The following is a 15,654-nucleotide window of genomic DNA, read 5'->3' on the forward strand; positions in this document are numbered from 1 at the left end:
CAGTGCTCTGTTTACTTAGATATAGGGTTCGAGATAGGACGTTATGCAATATTTGTCATGAGTCCACTGTACGCCGGGAAGCGGCATACTAACCCCTTTGCAGGATAAACCTACTGTCTGCTTACACAACCATCAAGTTTCCTTGGTTTGTGTCTGTGATTACTGTGGAGTGGACTGATAGGTTATTGAGTAAAGGATTCAGAGGTTCTCTGATGCTATGGCCTAGTGAGGTGTAACGTTGGGCAATTACTTTGGTGAAGCTTTAAAGCACAACAGCACCCAGAACGATCTACCTGAAGAACTCTTCTACATTAAACAAGACGCTCAAGAGTCGTTGTTAGAAAAGTAATCTTGACTAAAAACAATGCTCTCTAGTGCAAGCAAGAAGAAATATCAGTGACCTGGTTGGGTGCTGGTATTGAGCCGTCAAACGATTCTGTTGAGATATCGATTGTTGACCTCCTTTGTTGTGGTTACGAGCTTTTCAGCTCATGTATTCAGCATATTCCTTGAGTGGATCAATGTCTCTTCTCTGACATAAACGTTAATGTTGTTAGTTTTTGTTACTGGTCAGTGAGATAGGTCTCTAGGATGTTGTGGTTGATAATACTGCAAGTGGTGGTTTGATCCGTTTAAAGTCGAACCGTTCAATCGTGGATTAAGAGCCAATGCGCTGACCAAGACCGCAAATAGTTAGCCAAGGGGCAGACCCGTTACCTAAATCGCGGAATGCGACGGGCAAGCTGAAGTACTTTAGACCATTGCCGTATCATATTACGCTGAGTCAGGCGGCCTGTTTGGCGGCATGGATGCAGGATGTGGACGATGTGGGTGGTCCAGCAAAGGATTCTGAGTTTTTCTGGCAAGCAGAAAGCTTTATTACTTGCAATTTCAATTTAATCTTCTTTGCAAAGAAAATATAAAGATCCTTCACTGTCTAGCTCGTGTCTAGTGCGCAATGATTATTATGTGAGCAATCAAGGGTTATTAATGCATAGGCTGTCAGGACATTTGACAAGATAACGAGCGAAGTAATCGTTAATAACCGCTGTTGTTTGTAAATGGACAGGAGAACACAACGATGCCCCAACCATCATCCGTAGTTAGATTAACGTTTGCTGGATTGATTGGATTTTCTGTATGGTCACCATTTGAGGCATCAGCTGCGACTTTTAGCAACACCATTAGTAAGCTATATGTTTTTGGCGATAGCCTTTCCGATGCGGGTAATGTCTTTAATGCTACAACAGCCGTTAATGAATTGCCACCTATTCCAGGTGTTGTTTTACCTCCCGTTAGTCCGCCGTCGCCCCCTTACTTTGAAGGACGTAACTCCAATGGTCCCGTTTGGGTGGAGTATTTGGCTGACGAACTCAATCTATCCCTAACCAACTCAACTGAACTATCTACACTGTTTCCAGGTTCACCAATTCCTTCCCCCATTACCTTGACACCTAACGGTCCGGCAGTCAGTCCCTTTTTCAACGGGACACTCTCTACCACTGGAGTTAACTTTGCCTTTAGTGGGGCACAAACAGGGTTTCAAGGGTCGACTGATTTTGGTGAACTAATTCCTGGCATCTTAGCCCAGGTGGATTGGTTCCAGACAGATGTAGCACTAGCGAATACGATGGCGGATCCAGATGCTCTTTATGTCGTTTGGGCAGGGCCAAATGATTATTGGGATGCTGATCCGGGTGCTGACCTCAGCCTTTTAACCAGTACGGCGGTTAACAATCTAGAAACGGCAGTAGAACAACTCTATGCTACAGGAGCACGGAGATTTCTCATGCCAAATTTACCGGATTTGGGGCAAACACCACGAGGTCAAATCTCTCCCTTAGAGACACAGCGTCTAACCAGTTTGACGCTAGCCCACAATGCACTTTTGGATACAGCGATCGATGAGCTAAACCTGTTGCCAGATAGCCACGTGCTTTCCCTTGATGCGTTTTCGTTGTTCAATCAGGCGATCGATAACCCGGCTGACTTTGGATTTGCCAATGTTACAGATATTTGTTTGCTAGCACCCACATGTCAGGGAGATGAGACGGTCCAGGACAGTTTCTTATTTTGGGATGATCGTCATCCAACGACGGCAGCTCATCTAGAACTGGCAAATTCGGCCTTTACCCCTGAAACTGTACCGGAACCGTCTACCATTCCAGCACTTGGGCTTTTGGGTGGAGGACTGTTTTTATTGCGTCAAGTCCTGAGAAAAAATCCACGCTCTCAGTGTCTGCGAAAGTCTTCAAAAGTGGCGTAGATTTTGTGATCTACTTGCTTATTTCTTGAGAAGGCTTGATCGGTCTTTATGTGGCAATACGACAAAAGTCATGGTTAAGACCTTTGCACTGCATTGGATGAAGGTATTTGATGGGTTTTTGCCTTTCCTTTCCACTACCTCGATTTTAGCATTAGCGTTGTTTTTAGAGCCGTTGCTCCATAAACTTATTGGAGCGGATACTATGTGGGGGCACGGTTGCATTTTTGCATTCAGGTGAGGTTACACCGCTCACCTCAAAGCCTTTACACTTCGATTTGATTAGTTATACCGCTTTGCAGCAATTCAAGGCCTTCTAGGAGTTGCGATCGCAATAAATCCATCCCTTTATCCGGTGTCAGGGTTCGTATAGCCCGAAGGGCATGGCTTCGCTAAGGCATAGCCTCTCTGGCGGAGACTCGCAAATAAGATAACCACTGTTGTCTTTGTTCAGCGGTGAGATGGGCTAGAGAGGATATGGAAAATTGCGTTGGCGCTAGCGAAGCCACGCCCGATTGGGTCATAGTCGCTTCGAAGAAGCTTCGCAACTCCTCTCCTATCCTTCTTGGTCCCCAATCCAACCGCTGCAGCTGCTCTACTATCTCCACAATCGTCTCCAACGACTGCTGCTGAACTTCTGACAGCTCCGTGTCTAATAACTCAGCACAGAGCTCAGGCGGCTGTTGCCGTAGCCATGCTAGAGCCTCCACCATCAAAATCGGATCATCCAACGTTAGCCAATAAGCCATCTGCTGCAGGTGTACTGCCCTAGATTCCTGAGCAAAAGCCTCCTCAACCTCTATGACATTCTGAGTCGTCTGTAAATCGACAGCGAGCTGAGCCTTCGACAATATCTCTCGGATGCGCTGAATCTCTTCTCGGTTAGGATTACCACCCTCTGACTGAGATGTAATAGATTTGCGATCGCCAGAATCATTGGTTTTATTGTTATTACCATCTACATCTTGTAATAAGCTTGTGGAGCTATGACAGTTTGGCGCGTCAGCATGGCCAAACTGTCCAGATTCATTATTAAGTTGCGGTGTGTGTGAGCATTTTTCTTGTAACTTCCAGAGTGGATGCCAGAGTTCTTTGTAGCGATATAGAGACCCACCGCCAATACCAAATTTTCGGAGGGCATTGAATCTGGAAGTTGCCTGTTCTGGAAGTTCATTTTTATCTGATAGTTCTTTAAGAGCATTTTGAATCTTGTCCTTGGTTTTTTGACTCTGCTGTTGGTTCCAGCTGGGTTCAGTATCTTCAGATTCTGGTTTCTCCTTTTTAGATTTATATTTTCCAAACTGTTCTCCATAGTGGAAGTAGTGACTTTTCTCGATACAGCTGACCCACTCTGAAACGCGGTCCTCGATTTCATGCTGATGACGACACCACAGCTCATAGCCTGGTAACGCTTTTGCTACAGCTAGAACTTCTTTGATCAGACTGTCACCGGTTAGTGGTTCACCACCGTACATCACATGGTGAAATACATAGGTGCGCATGGTGATCCGACCTAGTAATCGATTTGTTTGTCCATGGTCAGTCCAGCCTTGCTCGATTTCAGCATTGAGATCGTTTAGAAACTTGTCAGCTTTATTTGAGAGCCGATAACTCCTCCGTTTTTTCTGTCTGATTATCCGTTGCAGTGTCTCATTGCTTAGGTTGTTGCGGCTCTGGCATTGCTTCCACTGATCGACAAAGGTAGTCTGGTCGGTCCAGATCGGTTCTAGATCATCGTTGAGTAAATACGACCCACGCTGTAGCGGTAACCGATGCGCGTTGAATAAGTTCGGCGTATTTTCAATTGTGTAGAGTCGAGCATTGGGAAAGACTTCAAGCTGACCAGGCGTGACCTTAAAGCCCTGACTTTCCAGAAGTAATGTGATACCACTGCCTACTTCCCAAGCTGTCAGTGATTCTGAAAATGGAAAATACAGATGCAGGCCCTGACTATCGGATGAGGTGCAGGTGATCGCTGAGACCAGGCCTAATGGTTCCAATGCCTCGGCCAGTTTTTGAAAGGCAATGGGATCTCGTCTGGGATGGTATGCGCTGCCAATATCAATATCGAGCATGGCGTACTGGGTTTCCTTCCCAAACCGCACACCATATAGATAAGTACCCTGTGCAATCAGTCGGTCTGATAGTGGATGCCGACTTTCCGTTTGCCATTGGGGGCGTTTGCCCGGTGATGGATGGTTCGCATAAATGTAATCGTGACGATGGGGAAATAGTGCAAGAAATCGATTGCTTCGTTCTTGCACGTATTCAAATGGATGCGAGGCAGCTGCAACTATGACCAACCACCTCCCCTTTGGGCGAGTGGTTGATGGTCAGCATAAATGAGACAACATTGCACTGGACCAATCACCCCGAATACATCGCAGTAGAACTGGGGTGAAATTATTGCAGGTGATAGTACAGGCTAACTATCAAACGATCTTTAGTTAAAACTTATTAGTTGTCTTATATTTCTGAAACCTTTTCTAGATAAGGGCTCTATAGAAACAAGGTGATAGTACACGGATATAAAGAGACTTGATTAGGATGCATCAGTGAGGGAATTGGGAACTACTTGTCTTACTCTGTAATCCCTCCTGTGAGATGAGTTGAGGCCAATTTATGCATTTTTTTTAGATAAGACAGACTGTATTTTCTAAATCGACTTTTTTGTTCCCTGATGGATGCTTAACCCAAATCAATTAGCTGACATACTTCTATATAAGTATTTTGAGGGCTTCTAAATTACTAAAAGCTCTGTAGTCCTCTAGTGATACGCAGGTGATTTAATACGGAGATATGTGTCTTATATCTTTTATAGATTTAGGATTTAATGCAATCCGTAGAACTGACAAAGACTAGCTGTAAGTACTGTTCTGTAAGGGATATAGGATCTGCTGTGGATAAAAAAGTGACTGCATACGGATAAAGATATCTTAAAAACTGAGACAAACTTAAATCCTTTCATTCTGCTGCTGGTCAAAGATCAGTGACTGTATGCGGATGAAGTTGTCTCTTTTTTGTCTGAGCTATTGGATGTGTAAAACTGCCTTGAATCCTAACTTTTACGTTAATTGGAGAGATTAAGGTGATGGTATAAGGATAAGACTGTCTTGCTAGAAAAACGTAAAAATTAGTTCGTAAGATGTGTCATGCCTTGATCTGAAAAGTAGTGAAAGGATAGGGAGGTAATTGTCTTTAAGTGAGACAGGCAGGCGGCGTTAGCTGTAAGGGTTCATAACTTTAAATCAGAGTATTTCTGGATTGCTTGCGTTGGAAGGCTTAGACGATCTAATGCCATGGGACAGTTAGGCATTTCAACGCCAAAATCCGTTTGGGAGGTGAGGTGATATGGATAAAATCAGTCTTTGCCTTGCAATTTTTTACGTTTACCCATATTCTTTAGCCCTAGCGGCTCCAATCACTGTCTTGACTAAGACGGACAAGTGATCGAATACGGAGAATTTTAGTGATTGAGACAAGCAGTTAAGACAGCCCTGCTGATAGGTGAGTCGATACGGATACTACTGTCTTATTGAGACAAAACTTTCGAGCAATTGTGGCGCTTGTCCATATGGGTGAGCCGATACGGATTTGCTTGTCTCATCTTAAGATGCTTGATCTGCAAAGCTTTGAACGTAAGTACTGCTTTCGGTAAGACAAAGGTGTTAGGTTTGTGAGAGTAGGACAGTGACTGCTTTATTGGAGGTAGCAGTGGTGTTTGCTGTCATCTTTGCGATTGCTGATTTGAGAGATGAGTCGATCTGTAGTTTTTGCTATTTGACTGCTGTTGAAAGCTAGAGCCATCCCGAGGATTAGCAATGCCTTATGTTTTCTCCAGTTTTAGAAGTTTGCGCAAGCTAGTTTCGAGTTGATCAGTAATCTGCCGGTCACCACGCTCCAGTTTGCCAACATAATCAGCGCTGATTCCCAGAAAACCAGCTAGTTCCTTACGCGACCAGCCACGCTCTTTACGACCAGCCTTAATTACTTCACCGGTCAGCTCATTCAACGCGATAGGTTCAGTGGCCAGCACCTTTTGAGGCTTTGGATTTTTCAGTTTGGCCAATAGCACTGGAATTGGGTGCGGAGGCTTGATATCCAGCTGGGCTCTCATCAGGCGCTCGATGATTTTCACCTTGCGCCAGTCTGCTGGTTTAGGTGCGTTGCTATTGGGGCGTATCCACTCTGGATAGGTTTCAGGGTCGTATTCGATTTCCCAGCCTAGTTCTGTTAGTAGAGTAAGTGCTTTGTCCCAGCGCTTTCTGAGATCGCGGGCTTTGTATTTATCGGTGAGGGCGTTGTTTATATCTGTCTTGGTGATGACCTCTTCCAATAGGTTGATAACGGTGTAGCCATAGGGATTTTGATTTCTGGCACGGATGCGGGCGTCGAGGGTGAGCTGGATGGCTAACCGTAGGGCCAGTTCGTTATGGTACGGGTCTATTTTGAGGATGTCTCGGGCGAGAAAGCCAAACTGATGGAGGGCTTCTTTGGCTCGGTTTCCGGCTCGGTTGAGAAAATGCTTGGTCCAGCCGCCAGGGCTGACGGTGATGTAAATCTCTTCGGGTTTTTCAATTTTGCGGGTGGCTAGGTCAATTTGGCCGTGAGAGTCGATGAGGATGTCCCACATCCGACCGACGGGCATACTTGCATCTACTTTGCGTTTGCCTCGACCTTCAATCCAGACAGATTTGACCATTAGACAAGAGAGGGCAAATGCAGCGGCAGCGACCGTGTTGCGTTTTTCGGCCAGGCTGCTGTTATGGTTGCGATCCCATCCGAGCAGACTAACTACATCTGTCGCTTTGAGGGTAAAAGAGCTTTTCCAGGGTTCGCTTTCGGCCATGGTTCTGGCTGCGAAGATCAGCTGCAGTTTGACGGTATCAAATCCAAATTTGTCGATGATCTGTTCAGCGGCTTCCCAGGGCAGTAAGGCAATATCACCTGGGTTGGTGATGTAGTGCTCAATAAAATTGGCGGGGTTGGTTTTGCTTTGGTGCTGGAAGACCGCCAAGTCATCTTCATTGCGTTGCCATAGCTCGGGGCGCAGCTGGGCCTTGATGCTGCTAGCAATGGGAATCGAGGTGGGAATTGGGAAGACCTGGGCCAGGGCGAGGTCAGTGTAGGCGGCGGAGACAGGTCGCTGTCTAAGTCCCAGGAGCTGTTCTAAGTCTTGGAGAGAACAGCCGGGGAGATTGAGTCCTTCAACAATAATTTGGGTGATGTCCTGACAGTAAATCTGTCCAAACATGTTGAGCTTTTCTGAAAATTCAGATGCTTCAGGATGGTTGATATAATTGCCAACTGCCTTTTTAAGTTCTTCTGGGGCAATCGTGTCTAAAGAGTCTTCTTCCTGCTCCACTTCGATGACTTCCAATGCCCAAACCACCAGGTTAGAGCCAATGGCTTTAACAAATTCATCCTGGAAGTCTTGTCGCTCGAAGAACAAAAGTAGCGCTTCTTTGAGATGGTCTTGAATTGAGGTCTCATCTAAGTGAACATCAACACTTTGGCGAGGTTCTGTTTTCCCATCGGTTTCTTTCAAGAGACGGAAATGGGACTGGTTGAGGTCGAGGGCCTCAATTCCTTCTTTTTCGACCGTCAGCTCTACTTTGTGTTTGTAGATCTTGGCTAGGTGCTCGTAGAGCTGCAGGGTGATTAGGTCTGGAAGACTGGAGTGTTCTTGGATAGCTGTGGTCAGCTGTTGCAGGTAGTCAGTGGTCAAGACATCATTGATCAGTTTTGCCCAGCGGTAGCCCTTGTTGCCTAGGGGAATGGGGGACAACTCATAAACACTGCTTGAAGTCTGACTGTCTTGCTTGGCCATGGGGTAGGAGGGCTATCGAAATAGTTACCGTTTAGATAAGTTCTAGCTACCAAAAAAACTCAGCTATTGTGGCACCAATTGTTATGGGGGGTGATGGAATTAAGATTCGTGTAATTCCAAATGCCACTAACGCTTTTATTTAGAGGGATGATTGGTAAGGTTTAGAGTTTTAGGACTCATTCTGTTGGCGTTGCTGAATCTCTGACCAGAGGCTATCTAAAGTGACATCTCCGAGCCACTGTTGGCGGTCTCGCGTGTAGTCACCTGTGCCTATATCAAACTGCTTGAAAAAGCGCACGGCATTGACATAGCCTAGGCTCTCGACCAACGTACTAAAGGCTTGACGGTTAATTTCAGCGAGGGTCATAGTTATGAGTCTCCATTCAGTTCGTTATCACTATCAACATTTTCGTCAGTCATAATCCAGGTGACTGGATTTGATACAGGTACTGAGATATTGGTACGCCTTGAGCGTCGTAATAAGCGATCATCTGTTGTCAAAAAGCAATCGACAGTCGCTGCTTCGGCACAGGCTAGATGCAAGGCATCGAATGGAGTGAAACCTGAGGCTTGTAATTCAGTAGCCCGTTGCATCATTGCTTCAGTGACCTGAATTTTCTGGGTTGCTAACGAAAGGGCTGCTAATACCCTTTGACGGCGTTCTGGGTCAGCTGTTCGACTAATTTCAGCTTCTAGTGCGGTGCTATTAATCAGTTGTAGATCACCTTGTTGGCAGCGCTCTAATATTGCTAGAACTGCTTCGCCCTCTAGACGTACTCGTTGCTGACGCCAATCGTCAAACGGACGATTGAAACAGCAAACATCTAAGTAAAGGCGTTGAGGCATGGATAAAGCCGTGAGTTTAAGCTCAGAATATTACGCCATTATGATAGTTCACTACTATCGCTTGGGCTTTGGATGATTGCTTGTCTCTTCTACAAACAGCTTTCTATCAACCGCCTAATCTTTCAGAGTCTAACCGCTGTCTAAATTTCATCTGAGTCATACGGATAGCTTCATCATGGGCCTGCTCCAAATCGTCTAGTTCAAATACAGCCACCAGCTTTTCACAGTACTCAACCATTTCTAGTCCCAAGGTCTCAGGTATATAATTGCGGGCGATATGCCGTGAGCCCGAGACAGGGGCTTCCCAAATGAGCTTTATTTCGTTAGCATCCATGCCAAACAGACCACGGTAGACATAGTTGGTCCACTTACCAAACTTATAGGGATTGTTTCCCCCTTGTTCGGCGACGGCGTAGGCCCAATCCTTTCTAGCTGGCTTGCCTGCCTGCCGAGCGACCAGCCACTGCTGAATCCGTTCGCTGTCCTCACGGGTATAGGTCTGCTTGAGAAAGGTATAGGCTTCCGCATATAAACCCTCAGCCGCAAACCAGGCTAAAAAGTCGATCAGTCCGTTTCTAGCCTTTGCCCGTAGCTTCCCAGGATTCTTTGCCCAGTCGCTGACCAGTTCCACCCAGTCGGAGGCTTCGATTACCCGGTAGGTGTTGCCGTCATTTGCCTTGATTTCTGATACCCTAAACTGCTTGCCAGATGGGAGCTTGAGGTAGTTCACCCCTTCGATTTCTGACACCCTATCGGCGAAGGTTTGGGCGGGTACATTGGTATGGCGACTCATGGTGCGATATCCCACACCAATGGTTGGACGGTCGGTGCCAAGTCCGTCAGGATCGATGATCACAACCCTGAAGTCGCGATCCTTAAATTTGATAGGGACTATTTGTCCAGATTCAAGCATGGTTCTGATTCGTAATCGTAGATTTCTGACACCCTCAACCTTATGTAGGTCAACTCTTCTGACTGATTTACCTCAAAATTTCTGACACCCTCAAGAAGGTTTATCAAAACTAATTTCTGACACCCTCAAATCTTTTCTACATAGGGGCTTTAAGCTATAAGCCGCTAGATTTCTGACACCCTACCTTCAGCCTTAGATGTGAGATGAAATCTAAGGCTGTAGAACAAGTGTATTGATCTGGCTGATTTATTAAATGTAGCCAGTAAAAACCGGATAATCACATTTAGTCCAACTATAGTCAGGCAGTGTATTTCTGTTTGAGAATTCTAGAATTCTCAAACGCTTAACTGTTCAATCTCTTGTAAAAGTTTATCGATCTTAGTCAGGCGTTTTTGAACCTCTGTGGATTCGAGTAGAGACTTCTTTTTTCGGACCGTCTTAAATCGGGCAAAAATCTGATCGGAAATGGATAATTCAACTGGTTCACTATTTGCGGACTGTTCTCGTTCAAGATCCTTAACCAGTGCCATTACATCTTGTTTGGTTAAACCCACAGCTTTCTCTACTAGGTCACTATGTAATTCTGCCTTCTGACGATTTAAGAGCACCGCATTCGTAGGTGATAACTTCCCCTCTCGTACCGCCTCTAAAATCTCAGGGGCCAAATTCAACATTGGCAACCGATTAGAAACAAAGCTAGCAAGCTTCATCCCAAACTCTCCAAGGATTTCAGTGATTAGCTTCAGCTCATCCTCGCTGAAAATTCTAGAATTCTCAGCGCCTCGTGAACGTGAATTCTTGACTCGATAAAGACCTGCCTTCACATCTTCAATCGGGATATCCAGGTGCAATGACAGCAAACTTAAAATACTTTCCGTCTGCTCAATTGCCGTAATTTCTTCATTCAGCAAGTGGGCGATTAGTGCCGCTTCTAATGCAGTGGCGTCCGGCATGTCCCGAACAATGGCCGGGATCGAGTCCATCTCCAACGCACAGCAACTGCGCCAGCGCCGCTCACCACTGATGATTTCATATTTACCCCTAGCACCAGGCCTGACCAAGATCGGTTCAAGCACCCCATGCTTCGCAATCGACTCCTTAAGCCGCTCCATCTTTTGCGGATCAAAATAAAGCCGAGGCTGCTTTAACCTCCCAGGGAGCTGGAGCGGTTGAATATCAGCAACCGGTAATCTAAACGACTGCCCCGAAAGTGATTTCAAACTTTCAATTTCTTCCTTGAGCTGGGCAATCGTCTCACCCTCTTGCGCATTTAAGGCACCACTAAACATGGTCGCCATGGGTCGTTTACTGATGCGAGCCATCGCTAATCCATCTCCTTAATGACTTCAACGGCAATTTTTTCGTAGAGCTTGTTGTTGGGATCCCCTGCTCTGTAGATACCCAATGGCAACCCAGCAGCTGCGGCATTGGCAATATAGGCATTGTCTTTAATCGTCGGAAACATCGGAATTTGCATGTGCCGCATAATATCAGGTAATCCCTCAATATCCGACAATCCCAAATTATCCCGATGCATTGCCCGGTTCTTAGCCCCATTTGGCACCACCCCAAACACCTTAGGCGCAGGCTTTAGACGTAACTCAGTGCGAGTCAGGCTAATCCACTCCAGCAATTTAGCCATCGCATCCATATCCTTGTCCTCTGGCTTCAGCGTGATAATTACATCTGTACTCGCCGACAGAGCCGCGATATGTAGCTGCTCAATCGTGCCAGGGCAATCAATAATTAGCACATCGTGAGGAAGCGGATGATCTTCCAATGCATCTGCCAATAAGTAAGCCCCACGCTTATCCAAAACGAGTCGCTGGGTCGTTTCCGTGAGTGGTAGTCCCCCCAGACAAGCATCGATCCCCTCAATGCGATCCCTCCAGACCGGAAACAGAGGATAGTCCCCTTTAAAGTCAGGCCGCAGCACCCAATCCATTGTTTTCTCCTTCGGGGGATCATCCAATCCACAGAAAAGAGTCAACGAACCATTAGGGTCACAACCAAACATCGCAACCTTTTTCCCTTTGCGGGCGAGCTGGTAAGCCAGGTTAACCGTCAGTGTGGTCTTACCAACGCCACCACTATTCGACATGATGGAAATAACTTTTTTCAGCATCTTTGTTGTGGCGAAGTTTCAAAGCGTGCGCGCACATCATAACTCAATCTGACTAAAAATTCTCAGAATTCTTGAGTGAATAGTGAATTATTAAATTTGAGAATTCCAGAATTTTCAAAAGATTTTTAGCTGTGATATGGATGCCTTAAGTGTTTCTTGAGCGGAGTCGAAAGGAACGCTGGCAGTGCCTTGTGTCTACCCTCCGATATCGGGTGCTATTAACCAGCCGCTCTCTCCAAAAACAAAATCACTCTTTACCAAATAACCCAGACTCTGACGACTGAAGCGTATCGTAAAAACTCTCTTTCGCCTTTAGTTCCAAAGCCCGTTTGGTATAGCGCCCAAACACATTCATTGACTTAATTCGCATCAGCCTGCGAACAAACTCAGGATTCATTCCCTCCAAGATCAACTGAGTCCCAAATGTATGACGCAGCTGGTGCGGATGAATTTTCTCGTCCAGTTCTGCCAACTCAGCCAAATCCTTGATGCAGTTGTACACCCCTTTGTATCCCATCCGCTGTCCACGGTTCCGATTTGAGAGACTTACAAACAAAGGAGCCTCCAGGCTTGTATCAAACCCCTGGTTGAGACACCAACCCAAATAACTATCCAATGCATCACATGCCTGGGCCGATAATGGCACAATGCCATCACTCCCCCACTTCGCCCCTTGAATCGAGATAGACCGATTGTCATAATCACCCACATTTCTTGCCGCCACCTCATTCGCCCGCAAGCCATGCTTCAGTAGTTCAAAAATTGCTCGATCTCGCTCGTAGGTTTCTCCCCGAAACGGCAAAACCTCTTCCAATGCCTGAATAATGGACACCTCCAAATCTTTTACCTGTGTAGGAGCCTCTATTACCTTTTCCAAACTCAACGCCGGATTGTATTGAATCAATCGCTTCACTGTCAGCCACTTGAAAAAACTCTGGATTGCCGCCAACGCCTGATTGATACTGGCAGGCGATAAGGGCTGATCTAATGTGTTAGCTTTTGTCGTCGTTTTGAGATGAGTTTTGTAGTTCGTTAAATCCTGTTCTGTAACCTCCGGCCACCCTTTTCCAGTCAACCACCGCTGAAACTGACGCAGCTGTCGCGTGTAGGTGTTCTTCGTACTCGGTCGTAACTCCCGATCCTCTAGAAACCGATCTACCCAATCTGGTTCACGAGTTACCTCAGGAGCAACAGGATTTTTTGCCTTTGGTTTTCCGTCTTGGAACTCAAGAAACGTCGGTTGTGGATCAGGTTTAGCCATGGGTCACCGTAACACTGGTGCTAGGGTATCAAAATTGTTTTCGAGGCGTTCTACAGCTGAATGAATTTTAGAGGATAGGCGTTTGTAGAATAGCCATTGCATTTTCTAAGGCTGTTTTTGCCGCCATCAATTGAGTACGTGCCTTAGTCAACTGGTTCCGTCGCTCAATCCCCGCTTGGGCGACAGTATGTCGTGATTCTCCCGTCTTCCCCAAATGAATGTGACGTACTAATCGCTGCTGTGTCTGGGGTTGAAACATTTCCCGATGAGCTGCCAGCTTGTTATACCAATAGGTGCCATAGGGCCGCTTGACTGCATAGGCATGTACTTCTGTTCCCTCTGGAGCAATATATTGTCCACTGTAGCTTTCTTTAAACTGAGTCATCTGCGTTTCCAACTCAGCCATGGACGCTTGCAGTGCTTCCATTAGTGCCCTAATCCCTAGAGATTCCATATCCTGAGGACACCCTCGCTGTCGCAACATTAATGTTGCAGCCGAACTAGCCGACACTGACAAAGACTGAGGACCCTGATCCTCAGCAGCCACCCGAAGATGAACCGCTTTACTATCCCCATCCAATTTGGCCAGCTCTGAACATGCCCCTAAGTTAGGACATTGAGACGCTACCAATCTCGGTGTTTGAGTAATAGTTTCACAGGAAAAACTAAATGGGCAGTACTTTCGAGTCATAGTTTTATTCTAGCTATCTACTCAAACTATTTAGCTAGAACTAAGTCTGAAAGATGGGTGCCCCCATTGAGCACCCAAAGTAATGAATCGTTAAGCCTTAACCAAACTATGAGTTTTTCACCCGATCCTTAAAGCCCTTACCTGCAGAAAAAGCAGGAATCGTCGTTGCCGGAATCTTGATCACTTCACCCGTTTTCGGATTACGCCCATCCCGTGCTTTGCGGTCCCGTGGCTCGAAACTACCAAAGCCGATCAACGTTACTTTTTCGCCATCTGCAACGGTATCCATGACAGTCTCAATGGTGGCTGACACGATATTGTCGATGACATTTTTAGAAAGGTCAGTAGAGGTTGCGACCGCGTCAATCAATTCACCTTTGTTCATAGCAAACCAGCTTAAAAAACAGGCTCTTGTTTTATCACAGCTCTAAGTGAGACACAAGCACTTATTTTCTGAAGAAAGTCCGGTTCGGTAACATGTAGATAGGTTTTAATGGGTTGCTTAATATCTAGTAGACATCATTGATTAGTAGCGCTATCATTGCCATAGTTCAAATGTATCTACGGCTGTCATAACGGTATAACCGATGAAAATGCAGGCGCTGAAACAACGAGTTTGGAAGATCTGGAGCAAGCTAAATAGCTTCCGAGGCGAGCTTGTTGCAGTGTCGCAGAGCTACGTAGCCGAAATTAAAAGTTTTGGTGATCGTCGATATAAGAAGACCTGGGTAAAGGCGTTGGCACGTCTCCAAGCAATCTATCTACATCGGAACTGTTTAGACGCCTGGATGTTAATTACCGAGAACTTTAATTTCACTCCAGACCGTTGGGATTATGAGTTCCGCTACGAGATTTTAGATGAGTTCCTGCAATATTCAGACGGTCTGGAACTTATTAAAACAGGGCTAGAACAGATTTTCACATCGACCGATTTCACTGCTGACGAACAACAGGAAACAAGTCGCAATGGCTTTTTTGAACTTTTGGCGGGAAGAGAAGGACAACATCGAGGGCTCAGCCTCTCAGTTGGATCTATCCGGCAACTCGCAGGAACTAATACCGCCGCGTGAGCGGGTAACTGGAGCAATTGTCTTTAAGCGTTTCACCAAATCCATTAAGGATAATGGCGGAGCTGGTGACGTGTATCCAGATGCGATCGCGGCCGAAACAGACGAACTATTCGGCTGCAACGTTGAAGAACTCTACAGGGGGACCGGCGGTAAACCAGGCCGACGTGACACGTTACCCCAACCAGCTCAGGAAGCCTACATGGTTAACGAGTCGATAACAGCAAACGAGCTTGAACGCCTGATCGGTACCATTGGAGGTGAGACCCAAGAGGAAGTAAACGACTGCATTGTAGGCGTTACACGTCAGCAAGCCAAACAAACCCGTAAGTGGTTCCCTTGGTAATCTATTAGAGATAGTTCCGTCCGAATTACTAACTTGATGCCTAGCCCTGGCAACTGCCGGGGCTTTTTACGAGTGGTAGATTGTGGAGATCAGCTGGCATGAGCGAAAAGCTGCAAACGACGTTAGAACGTATCGCTGAACAGCAGGAAGCAAATAGGAATGCGATTTCGATCCTAATTGAGCGTCAAACCCAGAACGAAGCAACTATTACACGGCTACTTCAAATAATGGAGCGTCTAGCACCGCAAGTAATTGAAAATACCGACTTCTCAGTGACCTGAGTAGTGATGTATAAGTCTGAAATCTGATCCT

At 46.1% G+C, this 15,654-nt stretch carries 15 protein-coding genes; 5 read left to right on the forward strand and 10 right to left on the reverse strand.

Annotated elements, in window-relative coordinates; all coding sequences use genetic code 11:
• The first annotated feature begins 761 nt into the window (after nucleotides 1–761).
• The gene (locus tag N836_RS76990; RefSeq protein WP_200867401.1) at nucleotides 762–923 is read left to right on the forward strand and encodes a hypothetical protein; all 162 of its coding nucleotides are present in this window, start codon (nucleotides 762–764) and stop codon (nucleotides 921–923) included.
• Nucleotides 924–1,081: 158 nt separating this feature from the next.
• The gene (locus tag N836_RS48045) at nucleotides 1,082–2,266 is read left to right on the forward strand and encodes an SGNH/GDSL hydrolase family protein (RefSeq protein ID WP_023071858.1); all 1,185 of its coding nucleotides are present in this window, start codon (nucleotides 1,082–1,084) and stop codon (nucleotides 2,264–2,266) included.
• A 389-nt stretch (nucleotides 2,267–2,655) separates the two neighbouring features.
• On the opposite strand, the gene N836_RS48050 is transcribed toward N836_RS48045, so the two are convergent.
• The 10 genes from N836_RS48050 to N836_RS48090 form a co-directional block, all read right to left on the reverse strand.
• Nucleotides 2,656–4,566 carry a hypothetical protein gene (locus N836_RS48050; protein ID WP_235071063.1) on the reverse strand — a complete coding sequence of 637 codons (1,911 nt, stop codon included), beginning with the start codon at nucleotides 4,564–4,566 and terminating at the stop codon, nucleotides 2,656–2,658.
• A gap of 1,523 nt (nucleotides 4,567–6,089) precedes the next feature.
• A complete protein-coding gene (locus tag N836_RS48055) occupies nucleotides 6,090–8,093 on the reverse strand; it encodes a helix-turn-helix domain-containing protein (protein ID WP_023071861.1) in 2,004 nt (667 codons plus the stop codon).
• 169 nt (nucleotides 8,094–8,262) lie between these two features.
• Nucleotides 8,263–8,460, reverse strand: a complete 198-nt coding sequence (locus N836_RS48060) for a hypothetical protein (protein WP_023071862.1) — start codon at nucleotides 8,458–8,460, stop codon at nucleotides 8,263–8,265.
• A 2-nt stretch (nucleotides 8,461–8,462) separates the two neighbouring features.
• Nucleotides 8,463–8,939, reverse strand: coding sequence for a type II toxin-antitoxin system VapC family toxin (locus N836_RS48065; protein WP_023071863.1), 477 nt, complete (start codon nucleotides 8,937–8,939; stop codon nucleotides 8,463–8,465).
• Between the two features lie 106 nt (nucleotides 8,940–9,045).
• A complete protein-coding gene (locus N836_RS48070) occupies nucleotides 9,046–9,852 on the reverse strand; it encodes a hypothetical protein (RefSeq protein ID WP_023071864.1) in 807 nt (268 codons plus the stop codon).
• A 335-nt stretch (nucleotides 9,853–10,187) separates the two neighbouring features.
• Nucleotides 10,188–11,174 carry a ParB/RepB/Spo0J family partition protein gene (locus N836_RS48075; RefSeq protein ID WP_023071865.1) on the reverse strand — a complete coding sequence of 329 codons (987 nt, stop codon included), beginning with the start codon at nucleotides 11,172–11,174 and terminating at the stop codon, nucleotides 10,188–10,190.
• Nucleotides 11,175–11,176: 2 nt separating this feature from the next.
• Nucleotides 11,177–11,977 carry a ParA family protein gene (locus tag N836_RS48080; RefSeq protein WP_023071866.1) on the reverse strand — a complete coding sequence of 267 codons (801 nt, stop codon included), beginning with the start codon at nucleotides 11,975–11,977 and terminating at the stop codon, nucleotides 11,177–11,179.
• A gap of 247 nt (nucleotides 11,978–12,224) precedes the next feature.
• Nucleotides 12,225–13,238: a tyrosine-type recombinase/integrase gene (locus tag N836_RS48085; protein ID WP_023071867.1), complete on the reverse strand. Its 1,014-nt coding sequence runs from the start codon at nucleotides 13,236–13,238 to the stop codon at nucleotides 12,225–12,227.
• A 67-nt stretch (nucleotides 13,239–13,305) separates the two neighbouring features.
• Nucleotides 13,306–13,929 (reverse strand): hypothetical protein, encoded by a 624-nt coding sequence (locus N836_RS0137510; RefSeq protein WP_023071868.1) that lies wholly within the window; start codon nucleotides 13,927–13,929, stop codon nucleotides 13,306–13,308.
• Between the two features lie 106 nt (nucleotides 13,930–14,035).
• Nucleotides 14,036–14,314, reverse strand: a complete 279-nt coding sequence (locus N836_RS48090) for an HU family DNA-binding protein (protein ID WP_023071869.1) — start codon at nucleotides 14,312–14,314, stop codon at nucleotides 14,036–14,038.
• A gap of 202 nt (nucleotides 14,315–14,516) precedes the next feature.
• Here N836_RS48090 and N836_RS75220 point away from each other — a divergent pair, with 202 nt between their 5' ends.
• The 3 genes from N836_RS75220 (at nucleotide 14,517) to N836_RS48095 (ending at nucleotide 15,623) form a co-directional block, all read left to right on the forward strand.
• A complete protein-coding gene (locus tag N836_RS75220; protein ID WP_023071870.1) occupies nucleotides 14,517–14,999 on the forward strand; it encodes a hypothetical protein in 483 nt (160 codons plus the stop codon).
• Nucleotides 14,956–15,342 carry a hypothetical protein gene (locus N836_RS0137515; RefSeq protein WP_031292187.1) on the forward strand — a complete coding sequence of 129 codons (387 nt, stop codon included), beginning with the start codon at nucleotides 14,956–14,958 and terminating at the stop codon, nucleotides 15,340–15,342. The genes N836_RS75220 and N836_RS0137515 overlap by 44 nt, the downstream gene beginning before the upstream one ends.
• Before the next feature lie 98 nt (nucleotides 15,343–15,440).
• Nucleotides 15,441–15,623 (forward strand): hypothetical protein, encoded by a 183-nt coding sequence (locus tag N836_RS48095; protein ID WP_023071872.1) that lies wholly within the window; start codon nucleotides 15,441–15,443, stop codon nucleotides 15,621–15,623.
• The last annotated feature ends 31 nt before the right edge of the window (nucleotides 15,624–15,654 follow it).

The sequence above is a fragment of the Leptolyngbya sp. Heron Island J genome (genome assembly GCF_000482245.1).
In the GTDB taxonomy this organism is placed as follows: domain Bacteria; phylum Cyanobacteriota; class Cyanobacteriia; order Phormidesmidales; family Phormidesmidaceae; genus Leptothoe.